The sequence below is a fragment of the Streptomyces sp. IBSNAI002 genome (assembly GCF_052244475.1).
Lineage (GTDB): Bacteria > Actinomycetota > Actinomycetes > Streptomycetales > Streptomycetaceae > Streptomyces.
This window is the reverse complement of sequence record NZ_JBQPXG010000002.1, coordinates 3,331,872-3,356,145: the sequence shown is the minus strand read 5'-3', so window position 1 is coordinate 3,356,145 and position 24,274 is coordinate 3,331,872. Positions and strand designations below refer to the sequence as shown.

Sequence of the window (24,274 nt, the reverse complement as noted above, 5' to 3'; positions counted from 1 at the left end):
CCCAATGTTCACCATCCTCTGCGGCCAGTGCGACAAGGCCCCCTTCGGACTCCAGCCGACCTGCCTCTTCCGCTGCGACCACTGCGGCCACGAGATCACCACCCAAGACATCAGCGTCGACGGCTCCGAGGTCTGGTGCGTCAACCCCTCCGGAACCCTCGGCAAGGTCATCGACCCCGCCGTCTCCATCGCAGACATGGCCGAAGCCATCGACGACTACATGGCCGAGGACCACGACAGCTACGGCGAACTCGAAGCCCTCCGCCGGCACCGCGACGCCACGTACGACCTCATAGCCGCACTCCAGGTCGGCCTTCCCCTGCCCGCCAACGCCTGATCGAGAGACCCCCCATGAAGCACCTGTCCGACCACCCCGACCTGACCGCCGAGAAGCAGCAGATCGACGCCGACATGAAGCACGCCGTGACCTTGGACTTCGGTTCGTACGTCGGCTACCTGGCCCACTACGGGCAGACCCTCGCCCGCATGGCGGAGGAGTACCACCAGCACGAGATCGTCCGCCGACTCCTCACCGAGTACGCCGACGAATCCCTCGACCGCGCCAACGGCAACTGACCGTCCAACTCCACTGAAAGGCAGGGCACATGACCACCGCGCCGTTCCTCTCCTCGTTCCTGCGGCCCAACCCACGCAACGTCGAGAGCCTCCAGGCAGCCTGGGCTCGGAAACTCGAACTCGGCTACACCACCCGCACTGAGCCGGTCGACGAGCCCGAAGGATGCACCCGCACCCGATGCGCCGGAGTCCACCAGGGCTACCCGGGCAGCGAACACCGCTGGGCCCTTCACTGCCTGCTGTGCAACGTCGACATCGAGGTCTTCTACAGCCATATGCGGGAGCGCACCGGCAAGAACCCGGCACCGCCCCGCCGGCACAAGGGGTGCAAGTTCTCCGGCCCCAGCCGCGCCCAGGCCCGCGCCGCCCGCTACGCCGAACTCGGCCTCGCCCTCCCCGCCTGGGACGCCGACGCCCTTGCTCACGCCGCCTGAGCCAACGAAGGAGACCAACATGTCCGACGACGTTCTCGCCACCACCGAAGACGGCCGGTTCCGCGTGCGCCTGGTGCACGACGACCACGCCAAGAACCCGCGCAACGATCGCGACACCCTCGTCCACGTCATCACCATCGACACCCACCACGGCAAGTACCACCCCATCGACCAGGACGGCGGGCCCCTCGCCGCAGCCTGGGACTTCTACGGCTGGAACCGCTGGGGCGGCATCGACAACTTCATCCGCTACGCAGCGATCTACCACGACGCGATCGTCCTCGAATCCAATCCCCACGACGGCCCCCGATCCCTCTGGTACATGACAGGCGAGGAAGCCATAGCCCTCGACTGCGGCCTCCTTACCGAGGGCTACATCGAGGCCGAGATGGAGGAGTACGAAGCCTGGGCCAGCGGGGACGTATGGAGCTTCGTCATCGAACAGCGCGTCGGGTGGACCCGCGACGACGACCCCGACGAGTCCCTGGAGACCTGGGAGCACGTCGACTCCTGCTCCGGCTTCTACGGCGGCACGTACGCCCGAGAGCAGGCCCGCGAAGCTCTCGCCTTCTACGCGGCCCGCTCCACCAACGCCGTCTCGGCCTGACCTCCTAGACCCATCAGCACGGCCGCCCCTGTCCACACAGGGAGAGGGTGGGGGCGGCCCCTCGCGGGAAGAGAGACCATGAACACGACCGAGTCCTTCCAGTACGCCGGGCACGTCGGCCTGTCCTTCGGGACCGTCTACTTCGAGCGCTTGGCCGAGGAGCCCAACGCCAAGCCCTGGGCCGCAAGCGCTCGCCCATGGGTGACCGCATACAGGATCACCGGCCCACGAATCCGCGGGACGGTTCGAATCACCCCCGTCTACGACGAGGCCAGCGAGGACGACTGGGAGTTCCTCCCGTCCGGCTTCTACGTCGGGTACGGCCGGGCCCACTACGCGGCCTGCGAGGGAGACCTCGAAGTGTGGGACTCCCGCCTGACCGAAGGCGTCCACGTCTACCCCAAGCGCACGGCGAAGCGCGAGTTCCCCGTACGCCGCCGACAGACCGGCATCGGGGACTACCCGGCCCCTGCGGGTGTCCGCGACAAGACGCGCGAGCTGATCGGTGCCCTGGTCGAGCTGCACCAGGACGAAGCCGCCCTCCTGCACGAGAAGGCAGCCGCATACGCTCGCCACCAGCGCGAGGCCCGCATCGCCGCCGTCGAGAAGGAGTCCCGCGAGATCGAGGAGCTGCTCCAGACGCTCAACGCACGCGCCGGCACCCTCACGATGCGCCGCATCCAGATGAGCGGCCACGTCTTCGAGAAGACCCTCGCCGACCTCACCCCGACCACGTGAAGCATCACCTTCGCCTGCGCCCGGAAGGCCGACTCCAGTGCACCCAGTGCCGAGCGGCCTTCCGGGACCGCGAAAGCGCCAGCCGCTCGCGCTTCACCTGCCCCGGCGTACACCTCGCCCACGGACTCAGTGGCCAGCGTGAGCACATCGTCTACCCGACATGGGCCCGCGACCGCACCTGCGCAGGGTGGGGCTGCGACGAGCCCGACCCGCAGCACTGGCACGGCCCCGACCCCCTGTGCGACTGGCCCGGATGCGACCTGTGCCTCCACGCCTGCGACTGCGACGTGTGCGAAGGACACGTCTCCGCACCCGGCCTGAACCGACTCCACGACAGCCACGAAGGATGACCACCATGAACACGAAGATCACCGACCTGAAGCCTGGCCAGCACATCCGCGCCACCGGACGCGACACCCGAGGCCACACCGTCACGCGCGAGGGATACCTCGTGCTCGACCCCCAGCTCAAGACCGCCACCTGGGACGGCACCCGAACGAAGGTCTACCGCCTCCACGTCGACCCGGAGCCCGGCGCCGAGGCGACCCGACAGAACTGGGTCTCGATGCTCATGGACTGGACCGTCGAACTCCTCGACGAGGAAATTCTCGAGTCCGCCGGCACCGCGGAATCCGTCAGCAAGTCCGTGCCGCTCGTCGGCTTCGCGGGGGCCGCACGCTCGGGCAAGGACACCGCTGCCGACGTGCTCCTCAGCGCCGGATGGCAGCGCAAGGCGTTCGCCGACAAGGTCAAGGAGATGCTGTACGCCCTCGACCCCCTCATGGTGGAGAAGGAGTACGCGGAGGGAGTGACCAGCCTCCGCTACGAAGTCGACGGCTACGGGTGGGAGACCACAAAGGACGTCTATCCCGAGGTGCGCCGGTATCTCCAGCAGCTCGGTACGGAGGGCGGCCGGGCGGTCCTCGGGGAGAACGTGTGGGTCGACGCCCTCCTCCGCGACTACGAGTCCTGGGGGCCCACAGTCATCACAGACGTGCGCTTCCCCAACGAGGCGGACGCGATCCGCTCGCGCGGGGGCCTGGTGCTCCTCGTCGAGCGGGCCGGGCAAGACCACATTGCCCATGCCGGGCACGCCAGCGAGAACGCCCTCGCCGGGTACGCGTTCGACGGGGTGATCCGCAACGACGGCACCGTGTGGGACCTGTACGAGGGTGTGAGGGAGGCCATCAACGCGGCAGGTGTAAACATGGAACACCTCTGTTAAGGTGAAGCCATGAGATTGACCCCCCGGAAGGAAGAGGTCGAGGCCCTCAAGGCGGTCCTGGAGGACCCCACCTTCGAGAGCGCCGACCAGATGGCTAAGGCGATCTACAAGACATCCGCCGAACTCCTCCAGATGAGAGACCTGTTCGCCCTCGTCCACACCTGGAAGGACGGCCGAAGGGGCCTGAACTTTGGCGCTTTCGGCAGCGAGGCCGAGATCAAGACCTTCGCCTCGAAGATGGCGTTCGGCGGCACCGGTCGCGTGGTGAAGCTCTACAGCCCCGGCTTGATGCTGGCCAACGTGGACGGCAAGAAGGGATGGAAGGGGTACTGCTTCCATCCCGAATGCGGCCACGCCCCCTTCACCCACTCCCTTGCCGGCGCCGCCCGAGGTGCCTGCCATATCCCCACCTGCCCCTGCGGCAAGTTCCAGCAAAAGTAGCCACAGATACGGACATCAACATGACCAGCACCGACCCGGCCGACATCCTCCGCACCCCGAGCGTCACCGAGGCCGAGATCGCCGAACTGCTAGCCCTACGCGGCAAGACGGCACGGGTGTCCGACGGCTTCCTCATCCGCCTTGCCGCCCACTACACGAAGGCCGAGGCCGAAGGCGTCATCAACCCCGCCCGCCACTTCGCGGACTACCTCGGAGTGCAGCGCAACGCCGTACTCACTTACATGCGGATGGCCCGAAACCGCAGCCTCACGCAGACCCCCCGCACCTGAACAGTCGAAAGGACCAGCCCATGAAGACCGTCGAATTCCACATCTGCGAGTGCTCCGGCAAGCGGGCCTTCGCCGACGAGCGAGCAGCAGAGAAGGCGCTCGGCCGGGCCCAGGCCAAGCGTGATCGCTCCGCCGAACGTCGAGGCCAGCGTCGAGCCATCGACCGCGAGAACCGCGCCTACCAGTGCGACTTCGGCATGTGGCACCTCACGAAGCAGTCCCGCCGCTCCTACGAGGAGAACGCCGCCTACTACGCGGCCTGAGTGTAAAGATTGAACCAGAAAGGCCGTCGTGAACCTCAACCTCCGCTCCGACATGACCGTCCAGCTCGTCGACCACAACCTGTCGGACCAGGCCGTCGTGCGCGCCGCCCGCGTCTCCACGATCGGCCAGACCCACCAATCCCCCGACGAGGCAGCCGACCGCGAAACCGGCCTGATCAACTACCTCATGCGCGAGCGGCACGGCAGCCCCTTCGAGCACGGCGGCCTGACTCTCTACATCGAGGCCCCGATCTTCGTCTTCCGGGAGTGGCAGCGCCACCGCATCGCCTCGTACAACGAGGAGTCCGCCCGCTACCGCGAGCTGCGGCCAGCGTTCTACCTCCCGGCCGTAGGCCGCAACCTCGTCCAGGTCGGCAAGGCAGGCTCCTACCGCTTTGAGCCCGGCACGACCGAACAGTTCTCCACCGTTGACACCGAGCTGGTCACCGCTTACGAGACCGCTTACCGCTCCTACGAGCGGATGCTCTCCGCCGGCATCGCCCGCGAGATCGCCCGCGCAGCCCTGCCGGTCGGCATCTACAGCTCCATGTACGTCACCATGAATCCGCGGGGCCTGATGAACTTCCTCAGCCTCCGCACCCACCGCGAGGGCGCCGCCTTCGTCTCCAACCCTCAGCGCGAGATCGAGATGTGCGCTGAGAAGGCCGAGGCGATCTTCGCCGGACTCATGCCGGTCACCCATGCGGCCTTCGAGAAGAACGGCCGGGTCGCCCCGTGACCACCGAGGAGTGGATCGCCCGTGAACTCGCCAAGGCGCCCGCCCCCCGGCCCGAAGATGTCGAGTGGGTGCGCCAGCGGTTCCGGCTCGAAGCCGACGACTGACGCACCCCCCGCTCACTTCTTCCAGATGATCTCGATCAGGTCCGGCCGGAAGGCGTGGTTACCGCCGCGCGGCTGCTTCTTGATCACCACGGCCTCGATGAACCGCTGAATCACAGCGCGCTTCATCGGGGCCGTATACGTCTTCCACTCGCGGATGATCCGCTCAGCGGCCGAGGCGCCCGTCTGCGGACCCATCGCGTTCAGGCCCGCCACCTTCACGGACAGCTCGTTCTGCTTGGTCTCCAGGCGCTTGATCTCCCGCACGAACTCGCCGAGCGGGAACTCGCCCGCCTCGCGAAGCTGCCGAGCCTCGATCATGTCCGCCTCGACCTGGGCCAGTTCCGCGCGGGCCTTGATCAGTTCGGGGTCATCCAGCGCTTCGCCCGGCCGCGAGTCCTTCGCGAGGTTCATCAGGTGAGCCAGGAGTACGCGCTCGACGTGCTCCTCGACCGGCGGGCCGGATCGCGACACTCCGCCGCACCCGCCGTCCGCCTTCCGGCAGTAGTAGTAATAGCCGTACTTCTCATAGCTCGTCGTGCCTCGCGCGTAGTTCCCCGACTGCACGCCATGCCCGCACTCACCACACCGCCCGATGCGCGTCAGCTTCCGCTTCGAGACCGTCGAGCCCTTCTTGCGGCCCCGCCCCTCGCTCTTGCGTGACTTCAGCACGTCCCGGACCGCCCGCCACTCATCAGGGGTGCAGATGGTCTCCCACGTGCCGATGATCGGCGTGCCGTCCGTACGCTCAAGGAGCCACTCGCCGAGGTCGATCCTGCCTCGCCGCTCCCGCTCCGCCTGCGGCACGTAAGCCCGGTACCCGCAGAGTCGCGGATTCGTGATGATGTACTCAACGCTGGAGAACGAGATCGTCTCGCCGGGCGCGCTTTGGGGGCTACTGATCCCCAGCTCGACCCATTCGGCGTGGACTTCGGAGAGTAGCTTGCCGTTCAGGACATCGCGCTGAGCCTTGCGGATCAGCTCGGCCTCGAACGCTTCGACCTTCTCTCCGCCGTCTTGCCATCCGAACGGCCGCCGCCCCTTGTGTGGCTTTCCCTGCATCGCCTCGGCCTTCTTCTGCCGGGCGACCCGTCGCGCGGCGTCCGCCGAGAACTTGTTCGCGATCATCACGTACAGCCGGGCATTGAAGCGGCCGTCGTCTGTCGACAGGTCGTAGTCGCCGGCGGTCGTAGCGAACACCATCGGACGGCGGGCCGTCGCGTAGATGTCGATGAGCTGCTCCAGCTCGCGCGGCTGCCTCGTTATGCGGTCGATGTTGTAGGCCGCGATGCCTGAGATGACGGAGGTCTCCAGGTCGCTCACGAGTTCCCGGAAGTCCGGTCGGACCACCCTCCGTTTGTAGGCGGACAAGTCGTTGTCCACGTACATCCGGTGCAAGGTCAGATGGCGCCCCTTGACGAGGTCGTGCACGTCGTCCTTCTGGCGGGTGACGCCTTCCTCGCCGTCTCGGCCGTCGCCGAGTTCCCCTACGTCGCTGATGCGCGCGTAGCCGCCGACTACTATCCCCATGTGGACTCTCTCGTTCCGGTTCGTGGGCCAGAGTAATCGAACGATGTTTTGATCGTGCGGGGCGAGACCCGCACCTACAGCTTCGAGGCGATGACGAAGGCGGTCCGCCTGATCAACGCGGGCGCCCGCTTCATCTGCACCAACCCCGACGAGACCGGCCCCTCCACCGAGGGCCCGCTCCCGGCCACCGGCGCCGTCGCCGCGCTGATCACCAAGGCCACCGGCAAGAAGCCGTACTTCGCGGGCAAGCCCAACCCGCTGATGATGCGGACCGGCCTGAACGCGATCGGCGCGCACTCGGAGACCAGCGCGATGATCGGCGACCGGATGGACACCGACGTGCTGGCCGGGCTGGAGGCGGGCATGCAGACCTTCCTGGTCCTCACCGGCCTGACCTCGGTCGCGGACACCGAGAAGTTCCCGTACCGGCCCACCAAGACGGTCGATTCGATCGCCGACCTGGTGGACCTCGTTTAAGTCGTTCGGCTGACACGTACGGCGCCGCTCCGGATGCGGAGCGACGCGCGGCGCGTGAATCTCCTTGTTGAGGAGGTTCACCATGCGCAGTGTTCACATCGCTCTCCGTGCCGCCGGGGTGGCCGTCGCCCTGACAGCGTTCTCCGCGGTGACCGCGCCCGCCGCCCTCGCGGGGGAGGAGGACCGCGGCGGCCGCGGCAGCATCGCGGTCGATCCGAATCCGGCCCACCCGGGAGCGCAGGTCAAGCTGCGCGTCAACGGCTGCGACGGCACCAGGGGCGCGGCCAAGTCCTCCGTCTTCGCGAGGGACGCAGAGCTGTACGGCCGCGAGGGCGGCCGCAGCCCGCTCTACGGCGAGGTGACGGTCAGCTCGCACGCCCAGCCGGGCTGGCACTCCGTACGGGTGACCTGCGACGGCCATGACAAGGTCAGCGGCTCCATCGAGATCACCCACCGCCGTCCGAGCCACCACGCCTCCCCGGTCTGGCCGGTCCACGCGGGCGGCGGCGGCATGTCCGCCCACATCGCGGAGACCTCCCGGCTGGCCGCGGCGGCGAAGAAGGACGACCACGGCGGCGACGGACCGGGGCTGCCGCACACGGTCATCGGCGCCGTCCTGGCCGCGGCCGCCACCCTCGCCGTCGCGGGCCGGGCCCTGGCCCTGCGCCGCCGCCGCAGCGGTGACTGAGCGCGTGCGGGCGGACGACGGCCGGGTGGATTGCGGCCGGGTGGGCGACGGCCGGGCGGGTGGCCGCCGGGCGGGCCGCGGATGAACGAGTGGCGCACGAGCGAGGGGCGCATGAGCGAGCCCAGATCCTCCGGAAGCGGCCGACTGCTGACCTTCGCCGCCTGGTCGGTGCTGGTCCTGGGCCTGTGGCTGTGGGGCCGCCAGATCACCGGGGTCCCGGCCCCGCTCGCCGGGCAGGCCGGCGGTGCGGTGGGCCCGGCCCTGCCCGCGGCCCACAGTCCGCTGGCCGCGGCCCTGCCGCAGCGGGTCGACGTGCCGTCCATAGGCGTCCAGGCCCCGGTGATCTCCCGGGGCCTGGACGCGGACGGCGCGATCGAGCCGCCCCCGTACGACAGCCCGGGCACGGTCGGCTGGTGGAGCAACGGCGTGCAGCCGGGGGCCGCCGGGGCCGCGCTGATGGTGGGGCACGTGGACACGAAGTCCAAGCCGGCCGTGTTCTACGGGCTGAGCTCGGCGCAGCCGGGCGAGAAGGTGCGGGTGGTGCGGGCGGACGGTTCGGTCGCCGAGTTCACCATCGAGGACGTACGGGTCTACGAGCGCGCGGCCTTCGACGCGCACAAGGTCTACGGCCAGCGGATCCGGGGCCGGGCCGAGCTGAGGCTGGTGACCTGCGGCGGCACCTATGACAAGGCGGCCAAGGAGTACACGGCGAACGTGGTGGTCTCCGCCTATCTGACGGGCGCCGGGGTCCGGCCGGGCACGGCCGCTTAGCCTCCGCCCCGGAAACACGAAGAAGCCCCTCGCAGTTCTCACTGCGAGGGGCTTCTTCCGTCTGTGCGCCGCCAGGGACTCGAACCCCGGACCCGCTGATTAAGAGTCAGCTGCTCTAACCAACTGAGCTAGCGGCGCTTGCTGACAGGGAAAACTCTACCGCACCTCGAGAGGTGCTCGTGACCAGCCACGCCCGCCTTGTCCGATTAACCCATGTTTAAGGGGTTTATCGTGCACGATATGTCTGGCCGTGCCGCATCTGATGACCCGCCAGATGCGGTTCCGGCTGACCAGTGGACGAGCAGGGGAGTGGACGGAACCGCATGACGATGCAGCCGCCGACGCATGTGCAGACGCCGCCGATGCCGATGCCGATGCCCGCCTTCGAGGAGTACGAGCCCGCGGGCGACTGTGCGTGCCGGGGGTGCGCCCAGCGCCGCCGCACCCTGGCCCGCGCGCGGGCCATACGGCTGCGCGACGGGGGCCACCCCGCCGCCCGCGGGGCCCGCCGGGCGCTGGTCCTGGCCACCGCCGCCGGGGTGGTCCTGGGCGGTGGCGGCGGAGCCGCGGTGGCGGTGACCGCCCCGGCCGCCGGGCCGGTGGCGCCGGACGACCCGGGCCCCGGCAGCCCGCAGGGCGGCCGGACCCCGCTGCACGGGCCGAAGGGCGGTCCCGTCGGCAAGCCGGGCGCGCCCTCCGGGGTGAAGCGGATCGACCGGACGACGATCATCAACCGGGCGAAGCTGTGGCTGGACGCGAAGGTTCCGTACAGCATGTCCGAGTACTGGACGGACGGATACCGGCAGGACTGCTCGGGCTACGTCTCGATGGTCTGGAACCTCGGCTCGAACGAGTGGACCGGCAGCCTCGACAAATTCGCCACGAAGATCACCAAGGCCGATCTGCTGCCCGGGGACATGCTCCTCTTCCACAACCCGGCGGACCCCAACAACGGCTCCCACGTGGTCGTCTTCGGCGGCTGGGCCGACGAGACGCAGACGCACTACATCGCCTACGAGCAGACCCGCCCGACGACGCGCAAGCTGGCCACGCCCTACGGGTACTGGAGCAACGGGTCGAAGTACATCCCGTACCGGTTCAACGGGGTCACGGGCGGGATCGTGCCCGACGACCCGGCGCCGCCGGTGCCCGCGCCGGGGGACTCGGCGGTGTTCCCGGGCGCCGCGAAGTTCGGGCCGGGGCAGACCAACGACCACGTGGCCCGGCTGGGCCGGATGCTGATCGAGCGCGGCGCGTTCCGCTTCTACCCGAAGGGGGTGGCCGACCGGGTGTGGAGCGACCACGACCGGCTGGCGACCCAGGCCTTCCAGACCGCCCAGGGCTGGACCGGCGCCGACGCGGACGGCATCCCCGGGGCGCACACCTGGCGGCTGCTGGTCGAGCGCACCGGCAGGAACATCCCGCCGCTGGTGGGTGCCGCGCCGGGGCCGGGCGGGGTGCGGGCGTACCCCGGCGCCTCGGTGTTCCGCCCGGGCACCTCGCACGACGCGATCGCCGCCCTCGGCCGCCAACTGGTCAAGAAGGGCTTCGGCAAGCACTACACGTCCGGTCCCGGGCCGCGCTGGAGCGAGGCGGACCGCCGCAACGTCGAGGCCTTCCAGCGCGCGCAGGGCTGGCGCGGTGCCGCGGCCAACGGCTATCCGGGCCCGGAAACCTGGCGCCGGCTGTTCGCATGACGGAGGACACGATGTACCCCACGCACACCACCTCGGTCACGGGCACCTTCCGGGTGCCGGCGGTGTCCGCCCCTGCCCCCGCGGCTGCCGCCGCCCCCGCACCGGTGTGGGGCGCGGCCCCGCCCCGCGAGGCCGTCCAGCCGCCGGCCGCGCCGCCTCCGCTCTCGGGCGAGACCTCGACGGGCTGGGCCACCGGCCCGGCGGTGCTCCTCGCGGCCGGGCCCGAGGTGCCGGCCGCCCGCGCCCAGACCGAACCCGAACCGCTGCACGCGGGCCCGGACATCCCGCACCCGCAGGCCGAGGCGACCCACGCCGGCCCGGCCACCCTCCGCCTCCGGATCGCCGACCCCGTCCCGCCCACGACCGTCCCGCCCGCGACCGTCCCGGCCCCCGCACACGCGAAGGCCGAGTTCGCGCCCACCCCCGTACGCCCGCCCGCGCAGGCGGAGCCGAACGCCCCGGCCGCCCCCGCCCCGACGGCGGCGGCAGCCCGCGCGACCACGGCGTGGCAGGCCACGGCCGCGCCCGAGCCGGCGCCCCGGCCCGTGGGCACCCCCGCGCCCGCGCAGTGGCAGACCACGGCCGCGCCCGAGCCGGCCCCCCGGCCCGCCCGCACGCCGCCTGCGGCCGCGACCGTGCCCGCCCCGACGGCCGCGCCCGTCTGTCCGGCCGCACCTTCGGAGCCGGATCCCGCGCCCGGGCCGGACAGCCGGTCCGCGCACCCGGTCGCACCTGAGTCGGACCCGCTGCCCGCGCCCGCACCCGCGCCCGCCGCGATCGTGCCCGCGCCCGCGCGCCCGGGCGGGTCCGCGGAGGCGGGGGCCGCAGGCGAGTCCCGGCCGGAACTCCGGCGTCCGGCGCCCTCGCCCGCGCAGCCGCAGCCGGAGCCGCAGTCGCAGCCCGAGCCGCTGCCGGAGCCGGAGCCGGAGCCGCGGTCGGAGGCGGAGGCCGAAGCCGAGGCCGAAGCCGAGACCGAAGCCGCGACGGAGGCCGAGGCCGAAGCCTGCGCAGGGCGGGCCGGGGTGCCGGGGCCCGGGGTGGTCGAGATCGTCGCGCAGGCCGTGGCGCGCGGGCTGGCGGAGGAGGCGGCCGACGCCCGTGACCTCCCCGTCCCGCACACGGCGCCGCTCCGCGGTAGCGCCGTCACCGAGGTGCCCGTCCACCTGCCGTTCCGCGGCGAGCGGCGGACGTTCCCGCCCGCCCCGGCCGCCACCGCGGCCCGCGCCCCCCGGCAGGCCGCGGCCCCCCGCCCCGCCCCCGGCCGACGGGTCCCGAGGGGCGACGACCGGCTCCGGGAGCACCGCGGTCCGGTGCTGCCCGGGTGGATCGGCGTCGGCATCGGCGGGCTCGCCCTGGCCGGCTGCGCGGCAGTGCTCTGGCGGGCCGGGGCCGTCCCCGACGCGGTCGTGGCCGCCTTCGGCGCCGCCCCGCGCGCCTACCAGGGCCTGCGCGCCACCCATTGGCCCCCGCTCGCCTTCCTCGGCATCGTCGCCCTCCTCGCGCTCGGCGGCCTCGGCCGTTCCCGGGCCGGCCACGCCTGGGTGCTCACGCTCTTCGGCCGCTACCGCGGCACGGTCCGCCGTACCGGGCTCACCTGGATCAGCCCGCTCCTCCTGCGCCGCCGGGTGGACGTACGGCTGCGGCACTGGCGCAGCGAGCCCATGCCCGCCGTGGACTCCGGCGGCCTCGCCCTCCAGGTCGTCGTCCAGGTGGTCTGGCAGGTCAAGGACACGGCCAGGGCCGCGCTGGCCGTCGAGGACCACGTGGAGTACCTGGCCGAGCAGGTCGAGTCGGCCATGGCCCGCGTACTGTCCCAGCTCCCGGCCGACGCCTTCCACGAGGACGCCCCGACCCTGCGCGACGCCGAAGCCGTCGGCGACGCGCTGACCCGGATGCTGGCGGCCGAGACCGAGGCCGTCGGGATCGACGTGTTCTCGGCCCAGCCGACCCGGATCGAGTACGCGCCCGAGGTCGCGGAGGCCATGCGCCGCCGCCGGGTCGCGGCGATCGACGCCAAGCACCGGGACGCCGTGCTGTCCTCGGTCGTGGACGCCGTAGACGACACCGTCCACCGGCTGACCTCGCGCGGGCTCGTCGAGCTCGACGACTACGAGCGCAAGGCGCTCGTGAAGGACCTCACGGTCGCCTTCTACACGGGCCGCTGCGAGTAGCGCGCCCGGCGGTACGGGAACGGGTGGCCGGATCCGACCGGACCACCCGTTCTTCCGTTGGTATGGACACGGCCAACTGCCGTCAATAGTCTGGAACTTGGTCTAGACCTGAGATCGCCATCCCCACGCGTGCGCACGCTCTCACCGAACTCCCCCCACGTTCAAGGAGCATCATGCGTCACTTCCGCATGCCCGGACGGGCGGGCGCCGCCGCGCTCGGCCTCGGACTCGTCGCCGGAATCACCCTCCTCGGCGCCCCCAGTGCCAGTAGCCACGGCTACACCGACACCCCCATCAGCCGCCAGAAGCTCTGCGCCAACAAGACCGTCGCCGACTGCGGCGCGATCCAGTGGGAGCCGCAGAGCGTCGAGGGCTTCAAGGGCTTCCCGGCCGCCGGCCCCGCCGACGGCAAGATATGTTCCGGCGGGCTCTCCCAGTTCGCCGAGCTCGACAACCCGCGCGGCGGCGCCTGGCCCACCACCAAGGTGACCAGTGGGCAGAGCTACGCCTTCCGGTGGCAGTTCACCGCCAACCACTCCACCACCGACTTCAAGTACTACGTCACCAAGAACGGGTGGAACGGCACCAAGGCCCTCACCCGTGCCGATCTCGAACCCCAGCCCTTCCTCACCGTCGCCTACAACGGCGCCCGGCCCGCCATGACCACCGTCCACCAGGGAGCCATGCCGAGCGGCAAGAGCGGCCGGCACCTGATCCTGGCCGTCTGGACCGTCAACGACACCCCGATGGCCTTCTACGCCTGCTCCGACGTTCAGTTCTGACGGAACGTCAGTTACCCTCCGGCGGCATGCGGACGACGACTGCACCCGAAACCGTCGCGGAGCTCGTGGCGCGCCGATGGGGCGACCACCGGCCCGGGCTGATGTACGAGGACGACGCCGGACGGCACGCCCTCACCCACCACCGGACCGCCCAGGAGGCCGCCGCGCGGGCCGCGCTCCTCGTCGACCTCATGCCTCCGGGGGCCGAGCCGCACCTCGGGGTGCTGCTGGACAACACCCCGGAGTTCCCGTTCTGGCTCGGCGCGGCGGCCCTCGCGGGGGCCGCCGTCGCCGGGATCAACCCCACCCGGCGCGGGGCCGAGCTGGCCCGCGACATCCTGCACACCGACTGCCGGATCCTGGTCACCGAGCGCGCCCACCTGCCGCTGCTGCGCGGCCTCGACCTGCCGGGCGTACGCCTCCTGGTCACCGGCACCGAGGAGTACGCGGCCCTGCTCGCGCCCTACGCCGCCGCCAAGCCCGGCGAGGCGGTGCTGGGCGCCCCCGGCCCGGCCACCCGGATGCTCCTCTACTTCACCTCCGGCTCCACCGGCGCGCCCAAGGCCGCCATCTGCACCCAGGGCCGGCTCGCGGCGGCCGGGTCCGCGCTGGCCCGCCGGTTCTCGGTCACCCCGCAGGACGTCCACTACGTCTGCATGCCGCTCTTCCACGGCAACGCGGTCATCGCCGACTGGCTCCCGGCGCTCGTGGGCGGGGCCTCGGTGGCGCTGCGCCGGCGCTTCTCCGCCTCCGCGTTCCTGGACGACGTACGGGCGTACGGGGCGACCTACTTCACCTACGTCGGGCGGGCCGTCCAGTACCTGCTGGCCACCGAGCCGCGCCCCGACGACCGTGCGCACACCCTGCGGCTCGGCTTCGGCACCGAGGCGGGGGCGGTGGACGCGGCGCGCTTCGCCGAACGGTTCGGGGTCCCGCTGGTGGAGGGCTACGGCGCCACCGAGGGCGGCGCCTCCGTCCAGCACACGCCGGACACCCCGCCGGGTGCGCTGGGCCGGGCGGGGGAGGGGGACGACCTGGCGGTGATCGACCCGGAGACGGGCGCCGAGTGCCAGCCCGCGGTGCTGGACGCGCAGGGCCGGCTGCTGAACGGCTCGGAGGCCATCGGGGAGCTGGTCAACCGGGGCCGGAGCCTGTTCGAGGGGTACTGGCGCAACCCGGGGGCGGAGGCCGCCCGTACCCGGGAGGGCTGGTACTGGACCGGGGACCTCTTCTTCCGGGACGCGGCGGGCTTCCTCTACTTCGCGGGCCGTACGGACGACCGGCTGCGGGTCGACAGCGAGAACCTGGCCGCGGCGGTGATCGAGAACATCCTGGCGCGGTGGTCCGACGCGGCGGCGGTCGCGGTGTACGCGGTGCCGGACGAGGTGGCGGGGGACCAGGTGATGGCGGCGGTCGCCCTCCGGGCGGGCACGGACTTCGACCCCGGCGCGTTCGCGGCGTTCCTGGCCGCGCAGCCCGACCTGGGCACGAAGATGTCCCCGCGCTACGTCAGGGTCGTCCCGGCCATGCCGGTCACGGCGACGAACAAGGTCCACCGGGTGGCCCTGCGCCGGGCCGGATTCCTCCCCCAGCCGCCGCCCGGGGGCGCCGCCGGCCCCGACCCGATCTGGCACCGGCCGCCCGGCGCGAGGTCCTACCGCCCCCTGTCGGAGCCGGATCTCGCCGCTCTCCTGTCGGCGTACGAGGCCCAGGGCCGGGCGGACCTCCTGGACCGCTGGTTTTGAGCACCCTGGAGGACCAGGTAGTATTTTCTCTGTCAGCAGGCGCCGCTAGCTCAGTTGGTTAGAGCAGCTGACTCTTAATCAGCGGGTCCGGGGTTCGAGTCCCTGGCGGCGCACCTGTCCTTCGGGCGGTTTCCGGTCACCGGGAACCGCCCGAAGTGTTTTCCGGCCCCCCGCCCCCCGGCTGCCCCGCCCGGCCGCCCCGCTAGAGGGTGAGCGACAGCAGCAGCGGCGCGGCCTTCCGGTTCAGGGTGTCCGCCGCGGCGCGCAGCCGGTGCGCGTGCTCGACCGGCATCGACAGGGCCAGGCAGCCCACCGAGGCCCCGGCCGTGATCGGTACGGCCGCGCAGACGGTGCCCACGGCGTACTCCTGGAGGTCCAGCATGGGCACGGTGGCCGGCTGGGCGTCGAGCTTGGAGAACAGGATCCGCTCGTTCACGATCGTCTTCGACGTGAGCCGGGCGATCTTGTGGCGGGACAGGTGGTCGCGCCGCCCGTTCAGGTCGAGCTGGGTCAGCAGGCACTTGCCGACCGCGCTGGCGTGCGCCGCGGAGCGGAAGTCGACCCACTCGTGGACCTTCGGCGTGCGCGGGCTGTCCGCGAACTGCGTGATCCTGACCTCGCCGTCCACGTACCGGCTGATGTAGACCGCCGCCCCCACGGAGTCCCGCAGCCGGTCCAGGGTCTCCTGGAGCTTGTCCGTCAGGGCCTGCTGCCGGTCGACGCCGGAACCGAGCAGGACCAGGGAATCCCCTATGGCGTAGGCGCCGTCCGACACCTGCAGGACGTACCCCTCCCGGCGCAGCATGAGCAGCATCGGGGCGAGATGGACTGCGGGCAGGCCGGTCTCACGCGCGATCTGCACATCGGTCACACCACCGGTGTGCCGTGCGATCGTTTCGAGTACGCGTAGTGCGTACTGCACCGAGTGGAACGGCGCGGTCGGCTCGGGCTTCAGCGCCACGGTTTCCCCCTAGCAGGTTGTTACCGCTTGCCCTACCACGATAGCCATCAAGAGGCCCATGTGGAGCGCCTGTTGAGGAGATTGATGGCTCAATCGCATCGCCCTGCCAGGATCTACTCCATTGGCATATGCCATGGTCAAGCTCACTGTCCCGGTGTGCCGGGAATGCCCCGGCGACGCCGACGGTTCGAGTTCTTCGTACGGACGAGGATTCGAGACGGGAGCGACGATGAGTGACACCGGTGACGCGTATGGACAGGAGGGCCGCGACGCCGTCCGCGGCACGGCGCGGGGCAGCGCACCCGTACCGTTCTCGGTCCTGGACCTCGTCACCGTGGGGGCCGGCAGCACCGCGCACGCCTCCCTGCGCACCAGCGTGGACATCGCCCGGCTCGCCGAGTCGCGCGGCTACCACCGCCACTGGGTCGCCGAGCACCACTCGATGCCCGGGGTGGCCAGCTCCTCCCCGGCCGTGATCCTGGCCCACCTCGCCGCGCACACCTCCCGCATCCGGCTGGGCTCGGGCGGGGTCATGCTGCCCAACCACGCCCCGCTCGCCGTCGCCGAGCAGTTCGGCACCCTGGAGGCGCTCGCCCCGGGCCGGATCGACCTCGGCCTCGGCCGGGCTCCCGGCACCGACGGGCGCACGGCCATGGCGCTGCGCGGGCCCGGCCGCCTCGACGAGGCGGCCGGGGAGTTCCCCCGGCAGCTCGCCGAGCTGACCCGCTTCCTCGACGACGACTTCCCCGACGGGCACCCGTACGCCCGCGTGCACGCCGTGCCGGGCCCGGTCCAGGGGCCGGCCGGGCGGCCGCCCCTGTGGCTGCTGGGCTCCTCGGGCTTCAGCGCCCGCCTCGCCGGCGAGCTCGGCCTGCCCTTCGCCTACGCCCACCACTTCTCGGCGGCCGGCACCCTGCCCGCGCTCGACCTCTACCGGCAGACCTTCCGGCCCTCGGCCGTCCTGGACGCCCCGTACGCCGTCATCGGGGCCGCGGCGCTGGCGGCGGACACCGCCGAGGAGGCCCGTGCCCAAGTGCTCACCGGAGCGCTGTCGATGCTGCGGCTGCGGACCGGGCGGCCCGGACTGGTCCCGACCCCCGAGGAGGCCGCGGCCTACGCGTACTCGCCGCCGGAGCGGGAGTTCGTGGACGGCTGGCTCGCGAACATCGTCCACGGCACCCCCGACGAGGTGCGCGCCGGACTCGACGGGCTGGCCGCGCGGACGGGCGCGGACGAGCTGATGCTGACCGCCAACGCCCACAGCGGCGCGGCCCGGCTGCGGTCCTACGGGCTCGTCGCAGATGCGTACGGGATGCCGGTGCAGGGCCCGGCCGAGGGGTGAGCGCCGGAAAACGGGGTTCGGCTGGTTTGTTGCCGAAACCTTGCCGGGAGATGGCCTAAGACACCCTTAAACCGCTCGTCACCCGGGGTGGCGGGCGGTCCCTGATGTGCCTTCAGGTCTCTGACGAGCGCATTTGGCTGCTCAGTGGTCTAGTCCTTCTTTGGTCCAAACCATTGACTGGGGCGCGGCGTGATCGCTATCACTTCTCTCACCTGAAGCTGATGCTCCCCCCTCCCACTCCCCGGAGGCAGTTCATGCACATCCGTAAACCCCTCATCGCGGCCGCCGCCACGGCCGCGCTGGCAGCCGGTGCGCTCGCCTCCTTCGCGGGGCTCGGCACCGCCCAGGCGGCCGACGCCTCGGCGGGTGCCGCGGCCGGCGGTGTCCGCATCGCCTACTACGACCAGTGGAGCGTGTACGGGAACGCCTTCTACCCCAAGCACCTGGACACGCGGGGGATAGCCGGCAAGCTGGACGTGATCAACTACTCGTTCGGCAACATCCACCCCACCGACCTCACCTGTTTCGAGGCGAACAAGGCCGCGGGTGACGACAACAACCCCAACGCCGGTGACGGCGCGGGCGATTCGTACGCCGACTACCAGAAGTCCTTCAGCGCGGCGGACAGCGTGGACGGCGTCGCCGACAAGTGGGACCAGCCGATCGTGGGCGTCTTCAACCAGTTCAAGGAACTGAAGGCCAAGTACCCCCACCTGAAGATCAACATCTCGCTGGGCGGCTGGACCTACTCCAAGTTCTTCCACGACGCGGCCAAGACCGACGCCTCCCGCAAGAAGCTCGTCGCCTCCTGCATCAAGCAGTACATCAAGGGCGACCTCCCGGTGGAGGGCGGCTACGGCGGCCCCGGCACCGCGGCCGGCATCTTCGACGGCATCGACATCGACTGGGAGTACCCCGGCTCCTCCGGTGGCCACCTGGGCAACCACTACGGCCCCGAGGACAAGCAGAACTTCACCCTGCTGCTGGCGGAGTTCCGCAAGCAGCTCGACGCCGAGGGCGCGGCCAACGGCGGCAAGAAGTACCTGCTGACCGCGGCGCTCCCGGCCGGCCAGGACAAGATCAAGTACATCGAGACGGACAAGATCGGCGCGTACCTCGACTACGCGAACATCATGACGTACGACATGCACGGCGCCTGGGACGGCGACGGGCCGACGTACCACCAGTCCCCGCTGTACCCGTCCGCGGCCGACCCGACCGACCCGATCGCCCCGGGCACCGAGAAGTACAGCATCGACAACGCCATCGACTCCTGGATCGACGGCAACCCGGCCTACGGCATCACCGGCGGCTTCCCCGCCAACAAGCTGACGCTGGGCTACGAGTTCTACTACCGCGGCTGGAAGGGCGTGCCCGCCGGCACCGCCAACGGCCTGGCGCAGAGCGCGACCGGCGGCTCGGCGGCCCGGCCGCTCAGCCAGCAGGCGGGCATCGCGCACTACAAGGAGCTCGGCGGGATCGTCGACAACGCGGCGACCACCTTCTGGGACGACCAGTCCAAGTCCTCGTACTTCTACAAGGACGGCGAGTTCTTCACGGGCCTGAACCAGCGCTCCGTCCAGGCCCGGGTCGACTACGGCAAGCAGCGCGGCCTGGCCGGCGCGATGATGTACTCGCTCCTCGGCCTGGACAACAACACCACGCTGCTGAACCAGATCTCGGACGCCCTCGGCGGGACCACCGTGCCGCCGACCACCCCGCCCACGACGCCTCCCACCACCCCGCCGACCACGCCGCCGACGACCCCGCCGACCACGGGATGCGGTTCGACCCCGGCCTACGTCGCGGGCACGGTCTACACCGGTGGCACCGAGGTCGCGCACAACGGCCGCAAGTACAAGGCCCAGTGGTGGACGCAGAACGAGACGCCGGGCACCACCGGTGAATGGGGTGTCTGGAAGGACCTCGGCGCCTGCTGATCTCCCCCCACCCCGCGCCGAGCGGCGGCCTGCCCCGCATCCCCCTCAGACGAGGGGGTGCGGGGCAGGTCCGTCGGACGGCGCGGACGCGGTGACGGCGGACGAAGCCGGGGCCGCGGCCGTCCCGGAGACGGCGGAAGCCGCGGCCTGGCGGCCGATCATGCGGGCGATCACGTCCGGGGCCACCGCACGGGAGTAGAGCCAGCCCTGCCCCGTGTCGCAGCCGACGCGGCGCAGCCGGGCCGCCTGCCCCGCGGTCTCCACGCACTCCGCCGTGACCGTCAGGCCCAGCCGGTGCGCGAGCTGGACCAGCGCCTCGACGATCGTCTCGTCGGCCGGATTCGGGTGCGTGCCCTCCTCGTAGCGGAAGCCCCGTACGAAGGACCCGTCCAGCTTCAGCACCGACACCGGCAGCCGGCTGAGGTAGGCCAGGTTCGAGTAGCCGGTGCCGAAGTCGTCGATCGCGATGCGCACGCCCATGTCGCTGAGGGCCTGGAGGGCCTGGAGCGGCCGGCCCGCCGAGCCCATCACGGCCGACTCGGTCAGCTCCAGCTGGAGCAGCTGCGGGGCGAGCCCCGTCTCGGCGAGGATCTCCGCGACGTCGCCCACCAGGTCGGAGTCCCACACCTGCCGCACGGCCACGTTGACCGACACGAAGACGGGAGCGTCGCTGGGCTGCTCGATCTGCCAGCGCCGCGCCTGGCGGCAGGCCGTGCGCAGCACCCACTGCCCCAACTGGACGATGGACCCGTCCTCTTCGGCGATGCCGATGAACCGATTCGGCGTCAGCGTGCCGAACTGCGGGTGCTTCCAGCGCACCAGGGCCTCGACCCCGCGCACCGCCCCGCTCTCCAGGTCGACCAGCGGCTGGTACTCGAGCTCGAACTCCCCCCGCTCCACGGCCGGCCGCAGCGTCGAGGACAGGGCCTGGCGCGTCATGCGGTGCGCGTTGCGCTCCGGGTCGAAGAGGGTCCAGCGGGCCTTGCCGTCCGCCTTCGCCCAGTACAGGGTCGTGTCGGCGGCCTGCATCAGCCCCGTCGCCGAGGTGCCGGTGGTGGCCCGCTCCACCACCCCGATCGACGCGGAGACCGACAGCCGCTGCCCGGACAGGTCGAACGGCTCCTGGACGGCGGCCAGTACGCTGCGCGCCAGGTCCGCGAGTTGTTCCGTACCCGTGGAGTCCTCGACCAGCAGGGCGAACTCGTCGCCCCCGAGCCGCGCGACCAGGTGCCCGCTGGTGCGCCCGTAGCCGGACTGGTCGGCGCACTGGGTCAGCCGGGCGGCGACGGCCGCCAGCAGCCGGTCGCCGACGCGGTGGCCGAGGGTGTCGTTGACCGCCTTGAAACCGTCGAGGTCCAGGTAGCACAGCCCGATCCGGCCGGTCCCGCCGCCGTGTTCGTACGAGGAGGCCTCCAGCGCGGCCGAGAGCCGCTCGAAGAACAGCGCCCGGTTGGGCAGCCGGGTGACGGGGTCGTGCATCTGGAGGTGGCGCAGGCGTGCCTGGAGGTCGCGCCGGTCGCTGATGTCGGCGACGGACAGCAGGACGTCGCCGGTCCCCGGCACCGGCCCCAGGGTGACCTCGGTCCACAGCGAATGCCCGTCGGGGTGTTTGAGGCGGCGGGTGCAGCGCAGCCGGGCCTGCCGCCCGCGGAGCACCTCCTGGTACGCGGCCCAGGTGCGGGCCTCCGCGGCCAGGTCCACCAGGTCGGCGGCGCACCGGTGGACGAGCGCGTGCGGCTCGGCGCCCAGCAGGCCGGCGAAGGCGTCGTTGGCGGCGACGACGTACCCCTCGCGGTCGACGACGGCCATGGGCAGGTGGGCCGCGTTGAACGCGGCGCGGTAGTCGCGCCGCTCGGACTCGGCGCGCGGCGGGATTGCCGTTGCCGACACTGCCGCGTGACGCTCCGTAATGGCCGATCGGATGCTGTCGGCCGCCGAACCGGTTCCTTCAGAGGTTCCGCTCACCGTTGGCTCCCGCAGTGCTCGTGAGTGTCCGTGCAGGAAAGTGTGCCGATCATAGAGGCTGCCGGGAGGCCCTATCCAGCGGCGTCGCCGTGCGGGGGGCGGGAGTTCGGCGTGATGACGGAGTGACGGCCCCACTCCGGGCGATCGTTTCTGCGCGGCTCTGAGCATGGAGGGGCCCCTGCTGATCTCGCGTGATCGGTCGTGACGTTCTGTAGGCAACCGGGTGAAGGTCAAGGGTCACTGGCTTGCCGGATTGCTCACTCGTGTGGGGCAGGGCAACAGGGCATTGGTACGACAAGCACCTCAAGGTGGACGAACAGGTACGAATCCACCACCGGAGGTCGATGTGGCGCGACAGCTGACACCCGGGGGAGTGGACCGCCCCCGCCTCCGGAGCACGGCGGCGGCGCTCACCTCCCTGACGGCACTCGCCGCCATGTCGCTCGTCGCGGGCCCCGCGGTGGCCGATTCCGGTGCCGGCCCCTGCGCGCTGACCCGTACGGCCGCACACCACTCACTGGGCCTCGACACCTGGAACGGCGCCTACCCGCGGCCCGAGCGCACCCTCGACGCTGTCATGGTCTTCCTCTCCTTCCCCGACCACCGGACCGCCCTCACCCCCGAGGAGATCGCGGGCGACTACTTCCCGGCCACCAGTGACTTCTTCGAGCGGGCCTCGTACGGCCGGTTCCGCCTCGTCCCGCACCCGCAGAAGCAGTGGATCCGGATGCCCAGGCCGTCCACCGCGTACGGGATACAGCGTGACTGGGCCCCGGAGGACCGGGCGGCCTACCTGCGGGACGCGGTCGCGGCCGCCGACCCCCAGGTGGACTTCGGCAAGTACGACGTCGTCTACTTCGTCGCCGATCCGGACGCGCCCGGGGTGGACTCCGACGCCACGAAGGTCGTCAACTTCGACCGCCCGATCCGCGCCGACGGCACGGACCTGCGGCGGATCGTCACCGTCTTCGAACGGCACCCGCCGGACCGCAACGTCCTCGCCCACGAGACCGGCCACGTCTTCGACCTGCCCGACCTCTACCACCGGCCGACGGACGGCAAGGGCGACTGGGACACCTACGTCGGGGACTGGGACGTGATGGGCAGCCAGTTCGGGATGGCCCCCGACCTGTTCGCCTGGCACAAGTGGAAGCTCGGCTGGCTGGACCCCGGCCAGGTGGACTGCGTCCAGTCGGGCTCCTCGCTGCACACCCTCCAGCCGCTGGCCGCGGCCCCGGTGCGGGGCGGCACGGGAGGGACCCGGCTCGCCGTGGTCCGCACGGGCCCCGGCAGCGCGATCGCCGTCGAGGCGCGCGGCTCCGCCGGCAACGACGGGGACACCTGCATGGAAGGGGTCCTGGTCTACCGGGTGCGCAACGAGGCGGCGTCGGGCGGCGGTCCCATCGAGGTCCTGGACGCGCATCCGGCGACGGAGGCGTGCTGGGACCGCTCGGTGTACCCGCCGCTCGCGGACGCGCCGCTGGAGGTGGGCGAGACGTACACCGTGCCGGGGGAGCGGATCACCATCGAGGTGGCCGACCGCACCCAGTCGGGCGCGTACACGGTGAAGATCACCACCTAGCCGGCCGACGGCGGAACGAAGAAGGCCCCCACTCCGAGGAGCGGGGGCCTTCTTCCGTCTGTGCGCCGCCAGGGACTCGAACCCCGGACCCGCTGATTAAGAGTCAGCTGCTCTAACCAACTGAGCTAGCGGCGCTTGCTGACGTCGTAGACATTACCAGGAGGTTCCGCGGAACTAAAAATCGATATCCGCAGCTCGGGCCGCGCGGACGAACGCCCACAGCAGGGCCTCCGGGCCGGGCAGCCAGGGCCTGCGCGCGTCGGGGGCCACCAGCCAGCGCGACGGGCCCGGGGCGGCGGCCAGCGGCGGCACGGTGACGGCGTCGCCGAGCCCGTGGCACAGCGGCGCCGGGGCGGTACGGGAGGCCCCCCATTCTTCCCAGGCCAGCAGGGCGGGGAGCCGGTGGGCGGTCCCGGTGGCGGCGAACAGCAGCATCCGGCCCCGGTGCACGGCCACCGGTCCCGATCCGGGGCCCTCGGCCCACAACAGGTCCAGGATCCGGCGGCCGAACACGGCCGGGACGTTGACGACGTCGAAGGCGCTGCCGCAGGGCAGTACCGCGGCCGCGGTGGGCCGGGCCTCCCAGGCCGCGAGGGTGACCTGCGGCCGGGCGCACGCCGAGGCGAGCCAGGCGGCGCCCTGAGGGGTGACGTGGGTGGCGGGTGCCGCGCGTACGTCGAGGGCGGGGCAACCGGGAGCCGTCGTCAGCGTCGTCATGCCTACAGGTCTACCGGGCGTAACGTTCCCGTTCCCACGAGTTACCGGAATCCCGGACGCGGCGGGCACCGCTGGGGTATGTTGCGCCGCGCATATGCCAGCCGCCCGGTGTCAGCTCGCTTCCGGACCCGCGTCGCGCTGGAGGGACTCGCCGAACTCGATCATCTTGCGGGCGTAGTCCTCGGTCCACTCCGCCTGCTCTGCGATCAGCGCCGGCGAGAGCCGGTCGAACCGGCGCGGATCCGCCAGCTGCGCCGCCGCCAGGGCCTGGAACTCCACCGCCCGCTCCTGGGCGGCCCGGAAGGCCAGCGTCAGCTCGGTCGCGCGGGCCAGCAGCTCGCGGGGGTCCTCGATGGACTCCAGGTCGAAGAAGTGCTCCGGGTCCGTGGTGGCCTCGGAGGGCTCGAAGAGCAGTGGTGCGGGCCGAAGCCTCCGCTCGGTCCGCTCGGGCTCTGCCATGCCTGTCCTCCTGCTGCGCGTGCGATGCTTCCG

At 71.5% G+C, this 24,274-nt stretch carries 25 protein-coding genes, 3 tRNA genes and 1 pseudogene; 22 read left to right on the top strand and 7 right to left on the bottom strand.

What is annotated here, in order from left to right:
• Positions 1 to 4: 4 nt before the first annotated feature.
• The 11 genes from ACTVZO_RS16200 (at position 5) to thyX (ending at position 5,313) form a co-directional block, all read left to right on the top strand.
• Positions 5 to 337: a hypothetical protein gene (locus ACTVZO_RS16200; RefSeq protein ID WP_443299055.1), complete on the top strand. Its 333-nt coding sequence runs from the start codon at positions 5 to 7 to the stop codon at positions 335 to 337.
• 14 nt (positions 338 to 351) lie between these two features.
• Complete coding sequence (locus tag ACTVZO_RS16195; protein ID WP_443299054.1) at positions 352 to 576, top strand: hypothetical protein; 225 nt, start codon at positions 352 to 354, stop codon at positions 574 to 576.
• A gap of 29 nt (positions 577 to 605) precedes the next feature.
• Positions 606 to 1,010 (top strand): hypothetical protein, encoded by a 405-nt coding sequence (locus tag ACTVZO_RS16190; protein ID WP_443299053.1) that lies wholly within the window; start codon positions 606 to 608, stop codon positions 1,008 to 1,010.
• Between the two features lie 19 nt (positions 1,011 to 1,029).
• Positions 1,030 to 1,617 carry a hypothetical protein gene (locus tag ACTVZO_RS16185; RefSeq protein WP_443299052.1) on the top strand — a complete coding sequence of 196 codons (588 nt, stop codon included), beginning with the start codon at positions 1,030 to 1,032 and terminating at the stop codon, positions 1,615 to 1,617.
• A gap of 78 nt (positions 1,618 to 1,695) precedes the next feature.
• Positions 1,696 to 2,355 (top strand): hypothetical protein, encoded by a 660-nt coding sequence (locus ACTVZO_RS16180; RefSeq protein WP_443299051.1) that lies wholly within the window; start codon positions 1,696 to 1,698, stop codon positions 2,353 to 2,355.
• Complete coding sequence (locus ACTVZO_RS16175; RefSeq protein ID WP_443299050.1) at positions 2,352 to 2,705, top strand: hypothetical protein; 354 nt, start codon at positions 2,352 to 2,354, stop codon at positions 2,703 to 2,705. Before ACTVZO_RS16180 ends, ACTVZO_RS16175 begins: the two co-directional genes overlap by 4 nt.
• A 5-nt stretch (positions 2,706 to 2,710) precedes the next feature.
• Entirely contained in the window at positions 2,711 to 3,580 is an 870-nt protein-coding gene (locus ACTVZO_RS16170) for a deoxynucleotide monophosphate kinase family protein (protein ID WP_443299049.1), read from the top strand.
• A gap of 9 nt (positions 3,581 to 3,589) precedes the next feature.
• On the top strand, positions 3,590 to 4,021 hold the full coding sequence (locus ACTVZO_RS16165; protein ID WP_443299048.1) for a hypothetical protein: 432 nt from the start codon (positions 3,590 to 3,592) through the stop codon (positions 4,019 to 4,021).
• Between the two features lie 20 nt (positions 4,022 to 4,041).
• Positions 4,042 to 4,311 (top strand): hypothetical protein, encoded by a 270-nt coding sequence (locus tag ACTVZO_RS16160; protein WP_443299047.1) that lies wholly within the window; start codon positions 4,042 to 4,044, stop codon positions 4,309 to 4,311.
• 20 nt (positions 4,312 to 4,331) lie between these two features.
• Entirely contained in the window at positions 4,332 to 4,574 is a 243-nt protein-coding gene (locus ACTVZO_RS16155; protein ID WP_215147501.1) for a hypothetical protein, read from the top strand.
• 52 nt (positions 4,575 to 4,626) lie between these two features.
• The gene (thyX, locus tag ACTVZO_RS16150; protein ID WP_443303192.1) at positions 4,627 to 5,313 is read left to right on the top strand and encodes an FAD-dependent thymidylate synthase; all 687 of its coding nucleotides are present in this window, start codon (positions 4,627 to 4,629) and stop codon (positions 5,311 to 5,313) included.
• 116 nt (positions 5,314 to 5,429) lie between these two features.
• Here the strand turns inward: thyX and ACTVZO_RS16145 are convergent, their stop codons facing one another.
• Positions 5,430 to 6,944: a recombinase family protein gene (locus ACTVZO_RS16145; protein WP_269288139.1), complete on the bottom strand. Its 1,515-nt coding sequence runs from the start codon at positions 6,942 to 6,944 to the stop codon at positions 5,430 to 5,432.
• Between the two features lie 90 nt (positions 6,945 to 7,034).
• On the opposite strand from ACTVZO_RS16145, the gene ACTVZO_RS16140 reads away from it, so the two are divergent.
• The 3 genes from ACTVZO_RS16140 (at position 7,035) to ACTVZO_RS16130 (ending at position 8,880) form a co-directional block, all read left to right on the top strand.
• Positions 7,035 to 7,421, top strand: coding sequence for an HAD hydrolase-like protein (locus ACTVZO_RS16140; RefSeq protein ID WP_443303191.1), 387 nt, complete (start codon positions 7,035 to 7,037; stop codon positions 7,419 to 7,421).
• Between the two features lie 82 nt (positions 7,422 to 7,503).
• Positions 7,504 to 8,109 carry a hypothetical protein gene (locus tag ACTVZO_RS16135; protein ID WP_443299046.1) on the top strand — a complete coding sequence of 202 codons (606 nt, stop codon included), beginning with the start codon at positions 7,504 to 7,506 and terminating at the stop codon, positions 8,107 to 8,109.
• A gap of 111 nt (positions 8,110 to 8,220) precedes the next feature.
• Positions 8,221 to 8,880, top strand: a complete 660-nt coding sequence (locus ACTVZO_RS16130; protein WP_443299045.1) for a class F sortase — start codon at positions 8,221 to 8,223, stop codon at positions 8,878 to 8,880.
• Between the two features lie 64 nt (positions 8,881 to 8,944).
• Here ACTVZO_RS16130 and ACTVZO_RS16125 read toward each other — a convergent pair.
• Positions 8,945 to 9,018, bottom strand: a tRNA-Lys gene (locus ACTVZO_RS16125).
• A 230-nt stretch (positions 9,019 to 9,248) separates the two neighbouring features.
• On the opposite strand from ACTVZO_RS16125, the gene ACTVZO_RS16120 reads away from it, so the two are divergent.
• The 5 genes from ACTVZO_RS16120 to ACTVZO_RS16100 all read left to right on the top strand — a co-directional run bounded on the left by ACTVZO_RS16120 (position 9,249) and on the right by ACTVZO_RS16100 (position 15,388).
• Positions 9,249 to 10,577, top strand: a complete 1,329-nt coding sequence (locus ACTVZO_RS16120) for a peptidoglycan-binding protein (RefSeq protein ID WP_443303190.1) — start codon at positions 9,249 to 9,251, stop codon at positions 10,575 to 10,577.
• A gap of 11 nt (positions 10,578 to 10,588) precedes the next feature.
• On the top strand, positions 10,589 to 12,748 hold the full coding sequence (locus ACTVZO_RS16115) for an SPFH domain-containing protein (protein ID WP_443299044.1): 2,160 nt from the start codon (positions 10,589 to 10,591) through the stop codon (positions 12,746 to 12,748).
• A gap of 188 nt (positions 12,749 to 12,936) precedes the next feature.
• Positions 12,937 to 13,530 (top strand): lytic polysaccharide monooxygenase auxiliary activity family 9 protein, encoded by a 594-nt coding sequence (locus tag ACTVZO_RS16110; RefSeq protein WP_443303189.1) that lies wholly within the window; start codon positions 12,937 to 12,939, stop codon positions 13,528 to 13,530.
• A 26-nt stretch (positions 13,531 to 13,556) separates the two neighbouring features.
• A complete protein-coding gene (locus ACTVZO_RS16105; RefSeq protein WP_443299043.1) occupies positions 13,557 to 15,275 on the top strand; it encodes an AMP-binding protein in 1,719 nt (572 codons plus the stop codon).
• 39 nt (positions 15,276 to 15,314) lie between these two features.
• Positions 15,315 to 15,388 (top strand) — tRNA-Lys (locus ACTVZO_RS16100).
• A gap of 89 nt (positions 15,389 to 15,477) precedes the next feature.
• On the opposite strand, the gene ACTVZO_RS16095 is transcribed toward ACTVZO_RS16100, so the two are convergent.
• Positions 15,478 to 16,236, bottom strand: a complete 759-nt coding sequence (locus ACTVZO_RS16095) for an IclR family transcriptional regulator (RefSeq protein WP_215147493.1) — start codon at positions 16,234 to 16,236, stop codon at positions 15,478 to 15,480.
• Positions 16,237 to 16,465: 229 nt separating this feature from the next.
• Between ACTVZO_RS16095 and ACTVZO_RS16090 the strand changes: the two genes are divergently transcribed.
• Positions 16,466 to 17,578, top strand: coding sequence for an LLM class flavin-dependent oxidoreductase (locus tag ACTVZO_RS16090; RefSeq protein WP_443299042.1), 1,113 nt, complete (start codon positions 16,466 to 16,468; stop codon positions 17,576 to 17,578).
• Positions 17,579 to 17,832: 254 nt separating this feature from the next.
• The gene (locus ACTVZO_RS16085; RefSeq protein WP_443299041.1) at positions 17,833 to 19,518 is read left to right on the top strand and encodes a glycosyl hydrolase family 18 protein; all 1,686 of its coding nucleotides are present in this window, start codon (positions 17,833 to 17,835) and stop codon (positions 19,516 to 19,518) included.
• Positions 19,519 to 19,563: 45 nt separating this feature from the next.
• On the opposite strand, the gene ACTVZO_RS16080 is transcribed toward ACTVZO_RS16085, so the two are convergent.
• Positions 19,564 to 21,483 (bottom strand): putative bifunctional diguanylate cyclase/phosphodiesterase, encoded by a 1,920-nt coding sequence (locus ACTVZO_RS16080; RefSeq protein ID WP_443299040.1) that lies wholly within the window; start codon positions 21,481 to 21,483, stop codon positions 19,564 to 19,566.
• A 346-nt stretch (positions 21,484 to 21,829) separates the two neighbouring features.
• Between ACTVZO_RS16080 and ACTVZO_RS16075 the strand changes: the two genes are divergently transcribed.
• Entirely contained in the window at positions 21,830 to 23,065 is a 1,236-nt protein-coding gene (locus ACTVZO_RS16075) for a M6 family metalloprotease domain-containing protein (RefSeq protein WP_443299039.1), read from the top strand.
• 61 nt (positions 23,066 to 23,126) lie between these two features.
• Here ACTVZO_RS16075 and ACTVZO_RS16070 read toward each other — a convergent pair.
• The 3 genes and pseudogenes from ACTVZO_RS16070 to ACTVZO_RS16060 form a co-directional block, all read right to left on the bottom strand.
• Positions 23,127 to 23,200: transfer RNA gene (locus tag ACTVZO_RS16070), tRNA-Lys, on the bottom strand.
• Positions 23,191 to 23,782 (bottom strand): annotated as a pseudogene (locus ACTVZO_RS16065) (bifunctional DNA primase/polymerase). Before ACTVZO_RS16065 ends, ACTVZO_RS16070 begins: the two are co-directional and overlap by 10 nt.
• Positions 23,783 to 23,893: 111 nt before the next feature.
• Entirely contained in the window at positions 23,894 to 24,241 is a 348-nt protein-coding gene (locus ACTVZO_RS16060; RefSeq protein WP_443299038.1) for a hypothetical protein, read from the bottom strand.
• Positions 24,242 to 24,274 lie beyond the last annotated feature (33 nt).